At 64.6% G+C, this 14,150-nt stretch carries 15 protein-coding genes and 2 tRNA genes; 8 read left to right on the top strand and 9 right to left on the bottom strand.

Features of this window, described 5'->3' with window-relative positions; translation table 11 throughout:
• Positions 1-149 precede the first annotated feature (149 nt).
• The 4 genes from ACDC67_RS02135 to ACDC67_RS02120 all read left to right on the top strand — a co-directional run bounded on the left by ACDC67_RS02135 (position 150) and on the right by ACDC67_RS02120 (position 3,657).
• A complete protein-coding gene (locus ACDC67_RS02135; protein ID WP_376690193.1) occupies positions 150-344 on the top strand; it encodes a sodium:solute symporter family transporter in 195 nt (64 codons plus the stop codon).
• 116 nt (positions 345-460) lie between these two features.
• Positions 461-1,705, top strand: a complete 1,245-nt coding sequence (locus tag ACDC67_RS02130) for an efflux RND transporter periplasmic adaptor subunit (RefSeq protein WP_376690191.1) — start codon at positions 461-463, stop codon at positions 1,703-1,705.
• A gap of 63 nt (positions 1,706-1,768) precedes the next feature.
• Entirely contained in the window at positions 1,769-2,452 is a 684-nt protein-coding gene (locus ACDC67_RS02125; RefSeq protein WP_459117369.1) for an ABC transporter ATP-binding protein, read from the top strand.
• The gene (locus tag ACDC67_RS02120) at positions 2,449-3,657 is read left to right on the top strand and encodes an ABC transporter permease (RefSeq protein ID WP_376690188.1); all 1,209 of its coding nucleotides are present in this window, start codon (positions 2,449-2,451) and stop codon (positions 3,655-3,657) included. The genes ACDC67_RS02125 and ACDC67_RS02120 overlap by 4 nt, the downstream gene beginning before the upstream one ends.
• A gap of 214 nt (positions 3,658-3,871) precedes the next feature.
• Here the strand turns inward: ACDC67_RS02120 and ACDC67_RS02115 are convergent.
• The 6 genes from ACDC67_RS02115 to grpE all read right to left on the bottom strand — a co-directional run bounded on the left by ACDC67_RS02115 (position 3,872) and on the right by grpE (position 8,773).
• Positions 3,872-3,947, bottom strand: a tRNA-Glu gene (locus tag ACDC67_RS02115).
• Positions 3,948-3,984: 37 nt separating this feature from the next.
• Positions 3,985-4,060: transfer RNA gene (locus ACDC67_RS02110), tRNA-Ala, on the bottom strand.
• Positions 4,061-4,120: 60 nt separating this feature from the next.
• Positions 4,121-4,858 (bottom strand): 4-hydroxy-tetrahydrodipicolinate reductase, encoded by a 738-nt coding sequence (gene dapB, locus ACDC67_RS02105; protein ID WP_376690186.1) that lies wholly within the window; start codon positions 4,856-4,858, stop codon positions 4,121-4,123.
• Between the two features lie 57 nt (positions 4,859-4,915).
• Positions 4,916-6,043, bottom strand: coding sequence for a molecular chaperone DnaJ (dnaJ, locus tag ACDC67_RS02100; RefSeq protein ID WP_376690184.1), 1,128 nt, complete (start codon positions 6,041-6,043; stop codon positions 4,916-4,918).
• Between the two features lie 116 nt (positions 6,044-6,159).
• Positions 6,160-8,040 carry a molecular chaperone DnaK gene (gene dnaK / locus ACDC67_RS02095; protein WP_376690565.1) on the bottom strand — a complete coding sequence of 627 codons (1,881 nt, stop codon included), beginning with the start codon at positions 8,038-8,040 and terminating at the stop codon, positions 6,160-6,162.
• A 187-nt stretch (positions 8,041-8,227) separates the two neighbouring features.
• Positions 8,228-8,773: a nucleotide exchange factor GrpE gene (grpE, locus tag ACDC67_RS02090; RefSeq protein WP_376690182.1), complete on the bottom strand. Its 546-nt coding sequence runs from the start codon at positions 8,771-8,773 to the stop codon at positions 8,228-8,230.
• Between the two features lie 135 nt (positions 8,774-8,908).
• Here grpE and recN point away from each other — a divergent pair, with 135 nt between their 5' ends.
• Positions 8,909-10,567, top strand: a complete 1,659-nt coding sequence (gene recN / locus ACDC67_RS02085; protein ID WP_376690181.1) for a DNA repair protein RecN — start codon at positions 8,909-8,911, stop codon at positions 10,565-10,567.
• A gap of 30 nt (positions 10,568-10,597) precedes the next feature.
• On the opposite strand, the gene fur is transcribed toward recN, so the two are convergent.
• Complete coding sequence (gene fur / locus ACDC67_RS02080; protein ID WP_376690179.1) at positions 10,598-11,020, bottom strand: ferric iron uptake transcriptional regulator; 423 nt, start codon at positions 11,018-11,020, stop codon at positions 10,598-10,600.
• Between the two features lie 76 nt (positions 11,021-11,096).
• Here fur and ACDC67_RS02075 point away from each other — a divergent pair, with 76 nt between their 5' ends.
• Positions 11,097-11,528, top strand: coding sequence for an outer membrane protein assembly factor BamE (locus ACDC67_RS02075; RefSeq protein ID WP_376690177.1), 432 nt, complete (start codon positions 11,097-11,099; stop codon positions 11,526-11,528).
• A gap of 16 nt (positions 11,529-11,544) precedes the next feature.
• On the opposite strand, the gene ACDC67_RS02070 is transcribed toward ACDC67_RS02075, so the two are convergent.
• Together ACDC67_RS02070 and ACDC67_RS02065 are read right to left on the bottom strand one after the other, a co-directional pair.
• A complete protein-coding gene (locus tag ACDC67_RS02070) occupies positions 11,545-11,850 on the bottom strand; it encodes an RnfH family protein (protein ID WP_376690176.1) in 306 nt (101 codons plus the stop codon).
• Entirely contained in the window at positions 11,840-12,271 is a 432-nt protein-coding gene (locus ACDC67_RS02065) for a type II toxin-antitoxin system RatA family toxin (RefSeq protein WP_376690174.1), read from the bottom strand. Before ACDC67_RS02065 ends, ACDC67_RS02070 begins: the two co-directional genes overlap by 11 nt.
• Before the next feature lie 238 nt (positions 12,272-12,509).
• Here ACDC67_RS02065 and smpB point away from each other — a divergent pair, with 238 nt between their 5' ends.
• The gene (gene smpB, locus ACDC67_RS02060) at positions 12,510-12,971 is read left to right on the top strand and encodes an SsrA-binding protein SmpB (protein ID WP_376690172.1); all 462 of its coding nucleotides are present in this window, start codon (positions 12,510-12,512) and stop codon (positions 12,969-12,971) included.
• Between the two features lie 48 nt (positions 12,972-13,019).
• Positions 13,020-14,135: a diguanylate cyclase gene (locus tag ACDC67_RS02055; RefSeq protein ID WP_376690170.1), complete on the top strand. Its 1,116-nt coding sequence runs from the start codon at positions 13,020-13,022 to the stop codon at positions 14,133-14,135.
• Positions 14,136-14,150: the final 15 nt, after the last annotated feature.

Raw genomic sequence — 14,150 nt, 5'->3', positions numbered from 1 at the left:
GGCAATTGGACGAAAGGGAAGGATGCCAGAGCGGCCGGCGCGCGAACGGCCGATTCGGATACCCGATCTTCAGGTCACCGCCCTTGCGCTGTACTTGGTTGTCATTTTCGGCGGCGGCTTCGTGATGGGCTCCGGGGAATGGGGTTTCGATGACGCTAATTTCCGAAGTGATGCCGGACTTCGCCGCCGCAATCCTGGTCGCGGCGATCATCGGTGCCATCATGTCGACCGTCGACTTCCCGGTCATCGTTACCGGCGCCCTGGTTTCACTGCTCCTGTATGGGCCGGTCTCGCCAAACACGCCACCGAGCACTCGCGACCCGGCCCTGGATGACGTGGGCTGATCGCAAGCCGGGTGTATACTCCCGCGTGTAGGCATTGGCGCGGTGAAGGTGGTCGACCCGGACCGTCACAGTCTTGAGCCTAGAACCTTTCCGAAGTATCTCACCGGAGCAGCACCATGGGCGTTTCCAGCGAACCGGCTCCCACTGACATGGCCGACGAGGTCCGGTCGGCGATTCGTTCGCAGCAGCGTCGCGGTTGGATCGGCAAGCTGTCCTGGATACTGACCGCTGTCGTCCTACTTGCATTCGTCACCTGGTGGCTGTGGCCCCACGAGGAATCGGTCGAATGGCAGGCCCCGATCGTCGATCGCGGCGACATGGTGCTCACGGCGACCGCCACCGGAAACCTCGAGCCGCGCCGGGAGGTCACGGTGGGCGCCGAAATCTCCGGCCTGATTCGCGAAGTGAATGTCGGCGAGAACGATAGGGTCGCCGTCGGTGATGTCCTCGCGCGATTCGACACCGAGGAACTCGAGGTGAGCCTGGCGCAGGCGCAGGCGCGGCTGGCGCTGTCAAGGGCCTCGGTGGCAGAAGCAGAGGCCACGTTGGAGGAATCCCGCGCCAACGAGCGGCGACTGGCCAACCTGGTCGAGCGCAGTGTTGCCTCGCAGGCGGAACTGGACGCGGCCAGTGCCGCGGTCAAGCGGGCGGCTGCCCGGATCGACTCCTCGGAGGCCTCGGTCCGCGAAGCCGAAGCTTCGGTTTCAGCCGCCCGCACCCGGCTGGACAAGGCCGTCATTACCTCCCCGATCAACGGCGTCGTGCTCAAACGCGATGTCGAACCCGGCAACACGGTCGCGGCCAGTTTCCAGGCACCCGAACTTTTCGTCCTGGCCGAGGACCTGCGCGAAATGGAACTGCACGTCTCGGTCGACGAGGCAGACGTGGGCCTGATCGAGGCAGGCCAGCCGGCAAGTTTCACGGTCGACGCCTGGCCCGGTCGCGAGTTCGAGGCGCACGTGCTGCGGGTCTTCCTGTTCCCGAACATCGAAAGCAACGTGGTCACCTACACCACCGTGCTGGATGTAGACAACAGCGACGAAAGCCTTCTGCCGGGCATGACCGCCACGGCTACGATCACGACGGGAACCCGCGAGGACATTGTCCGGATTCCCAACGCCGCGCTTCGTTTCCAGCCGCCGGCAGAACAGGTCGGCGGTGGCATGCTTTCGGGGCCGCCCGGGATGATGCGAAGCGGGTCAGGCGCGGCCGGGAGTGCGGTCTGGCTCTTGCGAAACGGCCAACCCGAAAGAGTACCGGTGCGAACGGGGCATACCGACGGCCTGTATACGGAAGTGCTCGGCGAGGCTGTATCGGCCGGCGACCGGGTCATCGTCGGCCTGGTCCGCTCGGACAGCTGATTCGCGCCGACCGTGTCCATCCGGAACGACCCCAGCAGGACTACTTCGCCCACCGTGCTGCAGATGAGCGGCATCTACAAGCTCTACGGCCAGGGTGCAGCCGAGGTTCGTGCACTCGACGGCATCGATCTCGACATCACGGCCGGCGAGTTCGTGGCCGTCATGGGCCCGAGCGGTTCGGGCAAGTCGACCTGCATGAACATTCTCGGCTGCCTCGATGTCCCCAGTGCCGGCGAGTACCTGTTTCGAGGCGTGGATGTCGCCTCGCTCGATCGCGATGAACTGGCCTTGCTCAGACGCAAGTTCATGGGCTTCGTGTTCCAGAGCTTCAACCTGTTGCCGCGAACCAGCGCCCTGGCGAACGTCGAATTGCCCCTGATCTACGAGAACGTCTCACGCAAGCGCAGAGAGCGCCTGGCGCTCGACGCCTTGAGGCTCGTGGGGCTGGAAGACCGTGCCGACGCCAGGCCCAACCAGCTATCCGGCGGCCAGCAGCAACGCGTGGCCATCGCCCGTGCGCTGGTCACCGAACCACCCTTCCTGCTGGCCGACGAGCCGACCGGCAATCTCGACACGCGCACGGCCGACGAGATCATGCACCGCCTGGTCGAACTCAGAACCGAGCGCGACCTGACCATCGTCATGGTCACGCACGAACCCGACATTGCCGCATACGCCGAGCGAGTGCTGTACTTCGTCGATGGGAAGATACAGCGCGACGGTCCTCCCGGGGAGGTGCTGGCTTGAATAGCGCCGACACACTGACCATGGCGGGCCAGGCCATTGCCCGCAACAAGCTTCGTTCCTTCCTGACCACACTGGGCATCATCATCGGCGTGGCCAGCGTCATCACCATGGTCCACCTCGGCCAGTCGGCCACGCGATCGGTCGAGCAACAGTTCGCCAATATCGGTTCGAACCTGTTGTTCGTGATGCCGGGCGTATCCCAGCAAGGCCCAAGCGCGCTTCGCGTTTCAGCCGAGGCCTTCGAAATGGAGGATGTAGCCGCCATTGGCCGCGAAGTGCCCGGCATCCTCGTCGCACCCGCGGTCTCGCGCAACGAAACGGTGGTTTTGGGCAATGCCAACCAGAACATTCGCGTGGAGGGGAGCAGCAATGAGTACTTCACGGTGCGCAACCACCCGGTCGCCCGCGGCCGCGAGTTCGAACAAGCCGAGCTGAGCTCCGGCGCGGCCGTTTGCATCATCGGCACGACGGTCGTCGAGGAAATGTATCTCAACGCCGAACCCCTGGGATCCAGTCTGCGCGTCGGCCGGACAGCCTGCCGCGTGATCGGTGTTCTGGAGGAGCGCGGCTTGTCCATGGGCCAGGACCGCGACGACGTCATCATCATGCCGATCAAGGCCGTACAGCGACGCCTGGCGGGCAATCTGGACGTCAACACCATCTATATTTCTGCGCTGCAGGACGGGACCAGTGCGCGCGTGAAAAGCGATGTCGAATCCCTGATGAGGCAGCGCAGACGCGTCGTACCGGGCGAGGAGGACGACTTCTACGTCCGGGACACGCAGGACATCATGGACGCGCTGTCGGAAACCACCGCAACCATGACGCTGCTGCTGGGCGGGATTGCCGCCGTCAGCCTGCTGGTCGGCGGCATCGGCATCATGAACATCATGCTGGTGTCGGTCACCGAAAGAACACGGGAGATCGGCATCCGCCTGGCCATCGGAGCCCGTTCCCGCGACGTGCTGCAACAGTTCCTGGTCGAGTCGGTGGTGCTGGCCACGCTGGGTGGCGTAATCGGTGTCCTGATAGGAGTGGCCGGCACCTGGCTGATGACCCGGCAATTCAACATGCCCTTCGTCGCCTCGCCCGGCGTGATCGTGCTCGGCTTTACTTTCTCGATGACGATCGGAGTTGTATTCGGCTACTTTCCAGCGCGCAAGGCGGCGCATCTCAACCCGATCGATGCTTTGCGGCATGAGTGACGGCCTTTGAAAGGAAAAAGGCCCGCATGGCTGACGCTGCGCGCCAGCGAGCTCGCTTTGCTCGGTTCGAACCCGTACATGGGCAACCGAAAGCTTTGGGACTTCGGGAATCAAGGCGATTGCTGGGTTGTCGTCACTTCGGATTGCTGGGTTCGAATGCGGCGTGGGGGCGTCAAAACAAAAAAGGCCCGCACTTGGCGGGCCTTTTCTGTTTTGGCGTCCCCACGGGGATTCGAACCCCGGTCGCCGCCGTGAAAGGGCGGTGTCCTAGGCCTCTAGACGATGGGGACTGAAAACGTCTTACGGAGATGCTTTCAGAAACCTATTTGGTGGAGCCAGGCGGGATCGAACCGCCGACCTCTACAATGCCATTGTAGCGCTCTCCCAGCTGAGCTATGGCCCCACAACAAGCCGCGCATTTTAGTCGAGGTTCCGGGGGCTGTCAAACCCTTTCGGCTGTTTTTCAGGTCGACTTGAGCACCAGGTCGGAGAAACTGAACAGGCCGGCCGGCTCGTGGAGGATTCGGCGTGCGGCCAGCAGCGCGCCGCGCGCAAACACCCGCCGGTCGCTCGCCCGATGTGTCAGCTCCAGGCGCTCGCCGTCAGCGAGAAAGTAGACCGTGTGCTCGCCCGCCACGTCGCCGCCGCGAATGGCCTGGAAGCCGATTTCGCCGGGCGTGCGGGGCCGGCGATGTCCGCTACGGTCGTTTACGGCCTGGTCGGCGAGCTTGTGACCGCGCGCCCGGGCCACGGTTTCACCCAGCCACAGCGCGGTTCCGGAGGGTGCATCCAGCTTTCGCCGGTGGTGGGCCTCCAGGATCTCGATATCGAAGTCTTCACCCAGCGCGCGGGTGGCGCGTTCCGCCAGCTGCAACAGCACGGTGACGCCGATGCTGAAGTTGGCCGCCTGGCAGACCGCGATGCGTTCGGCGGCCTCGTAGAGTTCGCACTGGCGTTTCTGGCCCAGGGCGGTGGTTCCCGTGACCAGGGGAATTCGCCGGCGCACGGCAAAGTGCACCACCTGTTCTAGCAGTTCGGGATGGGAAAAATCGACGATGACGTCGGCGTCGACATCCGGTTCGAAGAAGTGGCGGCTGGTCGCCTGGCCGGCCAAGGCCAGGTGATCGTCGGATTCGATCACGTCGAGAATCGTCCGGCCCACCGCGCCGGTGGCACCGCTAACAAGAATCTGCAGGCTCATGCGGCCAGATTACCGCATCGGAATGCGCTCAACCAGCCAGGGGATCGAAACCCCGGGTCAAAACCCCATCCGGTCGAAGAAACTCTTGACCTTGTCGGTCCAGCCGGAGGACTGCGGACTCTGCTCGGGCTGGTCGTCGAGCGTTTCCTCCAGCTGCTTGAGCAAGTCCTTTTGATCGCGCGTGAGATTGACCGGCGTTTCGACGTCGACGCGGCAGAGCAAGTCCCCGGACGTACGCGAGCGCACCGACTGCACACCCTTGCCGCGCAGGCGAAACACCTTGCCGGACTGCGTTTCGGGCGGAATCTTGAGGATGACCGAACCGCCGAGCGTCGGCACCTTCATCTGACCGCCGAGGGCGGCCGTCGTGATGGTGATGGGAACCTCGCAGAACAGGTCGTCGCCATCACGCTGGAACAGCGGGTGCGGGCGCACCTGGATGTCGACGTACAGGTCTCCGGCGCCGCCGCCCTGCGCCCCGGCACCGCCTTCGCCGCCGAGGCGGATGCGGTCGCCGGTGTCCACGCCGGCGGGAATATTGATCTGCAGGGTCTTCGTTTCGCGCACCTGGCCGGTTCCGCTGCAGTCGCCGCAGGGATCCTTGATGGTCCGGCCGCTGCCGCGGCAGGCCGGGCAGGCCTGCTGGACGGAGAAGAATCCCTGCTGCATGCGCACCTGCCCCTGCCCGCCGCAGGTGGAGCACACGTCGAGCTGGCCGCTCTTCGATCCGGTGCCCTTGCAAGTACCGCACTCGCCCAGGGTGGGCAGGCTGACTTCCTTCTCGATGCCCGCGACGGCTTCCTCGAGATCGAGTTCGAGCGTGTAGCGCAGGTCCTGGCCGCGGCGCGACTGGCTCTGCCGCCGGCGCCCTCCGCCGAAGATATCGCCGAAGATATCGCCGAAGATGTCGTTGATGTCGCCGAAACCGCCCTGGGGACCGGCACCACCGCCGCCCATGCCGCCGTTGACGCCGGCATGCCCGAAGCGATCGTACGTGGCGCGCTTTTGCTGGTCCTTGAGAACATCGTGGGCCTCGCGGACCTCCTTGAACTTGTTCTCGGCGTCGGGATCGTCCGGATTGCGATCCGGATGATACTTGCGCGCCTTGCGCCGATAAGCCTTGCGGATTTCGTCGGTCGAGGCGTCGCGCGAGACGCCGAGAATGTCGTAGTAGTCAGCGGGCATTGCAGAAAAGTTAGCTTGTTGGCTGGTTAGCTTGTTTGCTGGCTGGATTGTTCGCCGGTTGACCGACTAGCTGGAATTTCAACCAGCTAAGCAGCCAACCAGCGAACGAACCAACCCTATTTCTTTTCATCGTCGTCGACTTCGGTGAACTCGGCGTCGACCACTTCCTCGTCGCTGGAGGAGGCATCGCTGCCCTGCTCTGCGCCGGCTTCGCTGCCGCCCTCTTCGGCCTGGGCCTTCTCGGCGGCGGCCTTGTAGAGCTCGGAACCGGCCTGCTGCAATTCACCCACAGCCGACTCGATGGCTTCCTTGTCGTCACCCTTCATGGCCTCGTCGACCTTGGCCAGGGCGTCTTCGATCTGCTTCTTGACCGAATCATCGAGGTTGTCGCCGTGCTCCTGCAGGCTGGTCCGGGTGGCGTGGGCCACGCTATCGGCGTTGTTGCGAGCGCCGACCAGCTCCTGGAACTTCTTGTCTTCCTCGCGGTGCGCCTCGGCGTCCTGGACCATCTGATCGATTTCTTCGTCGGACAGACCCGATCCGGCCTTGACCTCGACCTTCTGCTCGCGACCCGTGGCCTGATCCTTGGCCGAGACGTGCAGGATGCCGTTGGCATCGATGTCGAACGTAACCTCGATCTGCGGCACGCCCCGGGGCGCGGCCGGAATGCCGGTCAGGTCGAAGCGCGCCAGCGACTTGTTGGCCGAGGCCTGCTCGCGTTCACCCTGCAGCACGTGCACCGTAACGGCCGACTGGTTGTCTTCGGCGGTGGAAAACACCTGCGAAGCACGCGTCGGAATGGTGGTGTTCTTCTCGATCAGCTTGGTGAACACACCGCCCAGGGTTTCGATACCCAGCGACAGCGGCGTGACGTCGAGCAGCAGCACGTCCTTGACGTCGCCGGACAGCACGCCGCCCTGGATGGCGGCACCCACGGCTACGGCTTCGTCGGGGTTGACGTCCTTGCGCGGTTCCTTGCCGAAGAAGTCGGTTACGGCCTTCTGCACCGCCGGCATGCGCGTCTGCCCGCCGACCAGGATGACCTCGTCGATCTCGTCAACCTTCAGACCGGCGTCGTTGAGCGCCGTGCGGCAGGGCTCGATCGAGCGCTTGACCAGCTCTTCGACCAGCGACTCGAGCTTCGAACGCGTGACCTTGATGTTGAGGTGCTTCGGACCCGCCTGATCAGCCGTGATGTAGGGCAGGTTGATCTCGGTCTGCTGGGCGGAGCTCAGCTCGATCTTGGCGCGCTCGGCGCCTTCGCGCAGGCGCTGCAGCGCGAGCGGGTCGTTGTGCAGGTCGATGCCCTGCTCCTTCTTGAACTCGCCGGCGAGATAGTCGATCAGCCGGAAGTCGAAGTCCTCGCCACCCAGGAAGGTATCGCCGTTGGTTGCGAGCACTTCGAACTGCTTCTCGCCGTCGACATCGGCGATCTCGATGATCGAGATATCGAAGGTGCCGCCGCCGAGGTCGTAGACCGCGACCTTGCGGTCGCCGCCTTCCTTGTCCAGCCCGTAGGCCAGCGAGGCGGCCGTCGGCTCGTTGATGATGCGCTTGACGCTGAGACCGGCGATCTTGCCGGCGTCCTTGGTGGCCTGGCGCTGCGAATCATTGAAGTAGGCCGGCACGGTAATCACCGCCTCGGTCACTTCCTCGCCCAGGTAGTCCTCGGCGGTCTTCTTCATCTTCATCAGAACGCGCGCGGAGATTTCCGGCGGCGCCATTTTCTTGTCGCCGACCTGTACCCAGGCGTCGCCGTTGTCGGCCTCGATGATCTTGTAGGGGACGAGCTTGATGTCCTTCTGGACGACCTTCTCGTTGAACTTGCGGCCGATCAGGCGCTTGACCGCATAAAGGGTGCGGTCCGGGTTGGTAACAGCCTGGCGCTTGGCCGGCTGGCCGACCAGTACTTCATCGTCCTTGGTGAATGCCACTACGGACGGCGTCGTGCGATCGCCTTCGGCGTTCTCGATGACGCGCGTCTTGCCGCCTTCCATGACGGCGACACAGGAGTTGGTCGTTCCCAGGTCAATGCCGATTGTCTTGCTCATGGTGTCTTGATCCTGTTCGATTCGTTTTGAAACTCGGTTTATCGAAAGTGCCTTGATGCACTCAATTACGCTCTAGCCGTTTAGTGGGGCCCGCGAGGCGTCATTTCAATCACTGCCGGGTTCTGCGACCGCCTCAAGGTGCGCTGGCGACGATCACCCGGGCGGCGCGCAAGAGCCGATCATCCAGGCGGTAGCCCTTCTGCAGAACCATCAGGACGGTATCGGGTTCGGCGTCCTCGCTCGGCTGCATGCTCATCGCCTCGTGCCACTGCGGATCGAAACGCTCGCCCTCGGGATTGAGCACTTCCAGCCCGTGATCCTCGAGCGCCTTGAGCAGCAGCTTGCGCGTCAGCTCCAGGCCCTCACGCGCCGAATCGCCTTCGCTGGCGTTCTCCAGCCCCTGCTCGAGCCCGTCGATGACCGGCAGCAGGTCGCGCATGATCGACTCGTGCTGGTAGCGGCGCGCCTTGGCCATCTCGCGCTCGGACCGCTTCTGCATGTTGTCCATGTCGGCGCGCGTGCGCAGCAGCGCCTCGCGCAGCTTCTCGACCTCGCGCTCGAGCGCGCCGGATTGTTCTTCAGCTGGCGCAGCATCCGCTTCGGCCTCGACATCGGCCGCGGAGTGCTGCTCCTCGGACTGATCCTGCGCGGCCTTGGCTGCTTCCTTGTCGTCACCCATATCACTTCGCCTCGGTCGTGAAAGTATTGATCCTGCGCGCAAGAATGGGGGCCGGGTGTCGGCAATACAACCGGCATTGCCCAAGCCGGTTCTTGGTGCTAGTTTGTGGGGCTTCTGGCCCGACCGGAACCGTGCATGCTTCGTCACCTCGCGATTCGCCATTTCGCCATCATCAGCGAAGTCGAGATCGATATTGAACCCGGATTCACCGCGATCACCGGCGAAACCGGCGCCGGAAAATCCATCCTGGTCGACGCGCTCGGGCTGCTGCTGGGCGATCGAGCCGAATCGGGTTTGATTGCCGAGGGACACAAGCAGGCGGAGCTGGAAGCGGTCTTCAGACTCGACGAAGACGATCCCGCACGCCACTGGCTGGCCGAGCAGGCGCTCGAGGAGGGAGACGAGCTCATCCTGCGCCGCGTCCTGACCGCCCCGAGCGGCTCGCGGGCGTGGATCAACGGTCGATCGGCCACCGTCGGTCAGCTATCCGAACTGGGCGGCCTGCTGGTCGAGATCCACGGCCAGCACGAGCATCAGCAGCTGGAGAAACCGGCGGTGCAGCGACGCCTGCTCGATCGCCAGATCGACGGCAAGACGGTCGAAGCCGTGGCCGAGACCTATCGCCACTGGCACGAAGCCCGCCAGGCCCTCGATGTACTCGAATCCGAACTGGGCGACAGCGACCGACTGGATCTCCTGCGCTTCCAGGTCCGGGAACTGTCGGACCTTGCCCTGGCGGATCGGGAGTTCGAGTCGCTCGAGCTCGAGCAGGAGCGGCTCGCGCGCAGCGACGACGTGCGCCTGGCCGTCGTCCAAGCCGGCAACGCGCTCGACAGCGATGAAGGCCCGGGCGCCCGCAGCCTCCTCCACCAGGCCATCCAGGCGCTCGAGCCGGTGCGCGAGCTCGAATCCGAGCTCGACGAGACGACAAGAATGCTCGAGGAGGCGCGGATCAACATCGACGAGGCGCTGGCCGCTCTCGAACGCCTCGGCAGCGAGGACGAGGGTGACCCCGAACGGCTTGCAACCGTCAACCGTCGACTCGAGAAAGCGCTGGATCTTGCGCGCAAGCACCGCGTCCAGCCCGGCGAACTGCCGGCGCTGGCCCACGAGCTCTCCGAACGGCTGGAATCACTTGAGAACCAGGGCGAAAGGCGCGAGAAGCTCGGCCGCGACCTGGAGCAGGGCCTGGAGCGCTGGCGCGAGGCTTCCCGGCAGCTGACCCGGGCACGGTCCAAGGCAGCCGCGGACCTTTCCGGGAAGATCACGGCGCGGCTCGGGGACCTGGGCATGGACACGGCAGATTTCGCCTTCCGGGTCGAAGCCGACGCCGATGCCTCACCCTCGGATCACGGCATGGACCGCGTTCGCATCGAGTTCAGCGCCAATCCGGGCCAACCGATGCAGCCGCTATCGAAAGTTGCCTCCGGCGGCGAACTGTCGCGCGTGGCACTGGCATTGATGATCGCGGCCGACCGACAGGACGGCCCGAAGACGCGCATCTTCGACGAAGTGGATGCCGGTGTCGGCGGCGAGACGGCGCACATCGTCGGGCAATTCCTGCGCGAGGCGGCCGGAACCGGCCAGGCCATGTGCGTGACCCACCTCGCCCAGGTCGCCGCGCGCGCCGACCACCAGCTGTGGGTGCGCAAGGAAAAATCGAAGGGTACGACCGCCCTGATGATCGAATCGCTGGATGCGCAAGCCCGGCAGCGCGAGATTGCAAGAATGCTCGGCAGCGCCGACTCGGAGAAGAGCCGGGCGCACGCGGCGGAGCTGTTGGGCGAGAGCTGATCCTGAAACTTGCCCCCTGAAACCTGAGCCCTACTTCTTCGGCCGCACGTAGAGCACCATCGAGTGGTCGACGATTTCGTAGCCGTGTTCGGCCGCGATTTCTTCCTGTCGCTTTTCGATAGCTTCGTCGAAGAACTCGAGGACTTCTCCGGTCTCCAGGCACACCATGTGGTCGTGGTGGTCGCCCTCGTCGAGTTCATAGCAGGCCTGCTGGGACCGGCCGGTGCCGTCGTCGAACAGGTGCTTGCGCACCAGGTGGGCCGATTCGAACTGGGCCAGGACACGATAGACGGTGGCCAGCCCGATTTCCTCGCCATGGTCGACCAGGGCGCGGTAGATGTCGTCGGCCGTCATGTGCTTCTGGTCGGTTGTCTCCAGCAGGCGCAGAATCTGCCGGCGCGGGTGCGTCACCTTCAAGCCGGCCTTCTTGAGTTCGCTACTTTGTCCCTGCATGCTGCAACCTGCCTGGGTGACCCGTGAACTGGGCATATATTGTATCATTGCGCTCATGAACCAAGCCTCCTTTGCAATGACTCTGATTCGGATTTCGACCCTGCTTGCCGCCGGGGCGCTCTGCGCCTGCAGCAGCCTCGCCTACAAGCAGGACATTCAGCAGGGCAACGTGCTCGACAACGAGGACGTGACCCAGCTCGAGACCGGCATGACCAAGCGTCAGGTCCAGGTGCTTCTGGGTACACCTTCCATCCGCAGCCCCTTCCACACCGACCGCTGGGACTACATGAATTCCTACGCGCCTGGCGGGGAAGACCCGGAGATGCGCGTGCTGACCCTGTTCTTCGAGAACGGTGCGCTCGCTTCGATCGAGGGAAGCTACCTCGACGAGGAGAGCATGGCCAGCGAGGCACTCGACGAGCTGCAGGATCCGGAAGACGCGCCGATCCAGAACCTCGACTCCCTGCGACAGGAAGAGCGCGACGGCCCCGGAAGCCCCGGAAACTGAAGCCGCGGCGCGGTTTTCAGTTCTTTTTCCCGGCCCCCCGGGCGAGTTCGGCGAGTTGGCGACGTACCTCCTTGGGGTCCGCAGCCAGCGGGCGATAGACTTCGGCACGATCACCGTCCTGCAGAACGGTATCCGGCGGGCGCAGCTTGCCGAACACACCCAGGCGCTGATCGTCGACTTCCAGCTCCGGCAGCACGCTCGACAAATCGGCCAGGGCCACGGCTTCGGCCAGCGTGGTGCCGCACGGCACCTCCAGGGGAATCACCACTTGCCGCCGCGGCAAACCAGCGGCCACCTCGATGGAAATCCGCTCAGCGTCCATGAACCTGGTGAGCGCGGCGGGTGAAGTCATCGACCATACGGTCGGCCATGCGCGAGAAGTTGCGCTGAAAGGGGCGCAGGAACAGGCTGCCGCTGACGTGAAAGCGCAGGTCCAGGCTGACCCGGCAACCATCCCCCAGCGCGGAAAACTTCCAGCTTCCGCTCAAATCCTCGAACGGCCCCCGGTCGAGCGCCATGACTAGCTCCTCGTCGGGCACCAGGGTATTGCGCGTGGTGAAGCGTCGCACCAGTCCGGCCAATTGCACTTCCAGCGTCGCCAGCTGGTGGCGCTCGTCCTCACGGTGCACTTCGGCCGCGCGCACCCAGGCTAGGAACCGGGGATAGCTCTCGACGTCCCGGACCAGCCCGTACATCTGGGCCGCGGTGAAGGGAACGAGCGCTGAGCGGTGGACTTGGGGCATCGAAAGAAGGGTTCAGGTTTCAGGGTTCAGGTTTCAGGAGAACAAGGCCACCCGCCACCTGGCCGGGCATTGTACCGCCCGGGAACACCGCTCGCCGCGCGTCTTCGTTCCGGAAACCGGAACCCGTATCTTTTTCCTGAAACCTGAAACCTGAACCCTGAAACCTTCTTCACCAAACCTGAAACCTTGTCCCTGCGCTATCATTGCCCCCCGTTCTCAATCGATCGCCCCCAAAGCAATGGCCAAGCAGTCCTCCTCCACCATCGCCCTGAACAAGCGCGCCCGGCACGAGTACCAGCTCGACGAGCGGCTGGAGGCCGGCATCGCCCTGGAAGGCTGGGAAGTCAAGTCGTTGCGCGAGGGCAAGCTTCAGTTCGGCGACAGCTACGTGCTGCTCAAGAACGGCGAGGCTTTTCTGTTCGGCTGCCTGATCACGCCGCTGCCGTCGGTGTCCACGCATTTCACGCCCGATCCCACGCGCACGCGTCGATTGCTGCTGCATCGCCGCGAGATCGACCGCCTTGTTGGCCTGGTCGAGCGCAAGGGCCAGACCATCATCCCCACGGCCATGTACTGGAAGCAGGGCAAGGTCAAGGTCGAGATCGCCGTGGCCACCGGCAAGAAACAGCACGACAAGCGCCGGGCCGAGAAAGAGAAGGACTGGCAGCGGCAGAAGAGCCGCATCCTCAAGCACAGTTGAATACCCCCGCCAATCCTCGAATCGCCCGACTCGGGCTATCATGACGGCATGAAAGGGGAACAAGACAGCAACTCCGAGGCGGCGCGCAAGGCGGCGCGATTGAGCGATCTCGGTCTCATGCCGCGCCGCGTCTATCGTTTGCGCATGCTGGGCATGGGCCTGGCCGCACCACCGGTCAGCGTCGTCCTGATGGAAACCGACGCCGGCTGGCCGAGCTGGGCACTGCTTGTCTTCATCGCGCTGATCTGGCCGCAGCTTGCCCTGCTGCTGGCCCGCTCCAGCCGCGACCCCTACCGCGCCGAGCTGCGCAACCTCATGATCGACTCGGCCGTGGCCGGGCTGTGGGCGCCGCTGATGCACTTCAACCTCTTGCCCAGCGTGCTGTTGATCACCCTGGCAACGGTCGACAAGATCAGTACCGGAATTCGCGGCCTGTGGCTGTGGTCGCTGCCCGGGCTGTTCGCCGGCCTGCTCGGCGGGGCGCTGGTGACCGGTTTTCGGTTCCAGCCCGAGTCGAGCATGCCGGTGATCCTGGCCTGCATGCCCCTGCTGCTGATCCACACGATCGCCGTGAGCCTGACCGGGTACCGACTGGTGCGCAAGGTCCAACGCCAGAACCGTCAGCTCGACGAGTTGAGCCGCATCGACATGCTGACCGGCCTGGCCAGCCGCGGTCACTGGCAGGCGCAGGCGGAATTGATGCTGCAGGCACGCCACGAGGGCGGCGACACCGTCAGCCTGTTGCTGATCGACCTGGACGAGTTCAAGGTCATCAACGACGATCACGGCCACACCGCCGGCGACGACGCGCTGCGCGGCGTGGCCGGCGTGATCGGCCGGCAGATCGGGCGCGGTGACGTGGCCGGACGCTTCGGCGGCGACGAACTGACCGTCGCGATCGAAGGAGGTGTCGAACGCGCGCAGGCCGTGGCCGAGTCCATCCGCGCGGGGGTGGCCGGACTCGACCTGCCCCACCTCGACGGAGACCGCCTGTCCGTCAGCATCGGCTTCGCCGAAGCCCGCGACCGCGACCTGGGCCTGCGCGAATGGCTCGAGTCGGCCGATCGCGCCCTCTACCGCGCCAAGGAAGCCGGGCGCAACCGCGTTGCCGGCCTGGCCGATGTCGACGGCGAAGCGCCGCTCGCGCCCGCAACCGGAAACTGAACCGGTTCGCATTGC

Origin of the sequence: Wenzhouxiangella indolica (assembly GCF_042310355.1) — a bacterium.
GTDB lineage: Bacteria > Pseudomonadota > Gammaproteobacteria > Xanthomonadales > Wenzhouxiangellaceae > Wenzhouxiangella.
The sequence above is the reverse complement of the archived record's forward strand: the minus strand, read 5'-3'. Positions and strand labels throughout refer to the sequence as shown.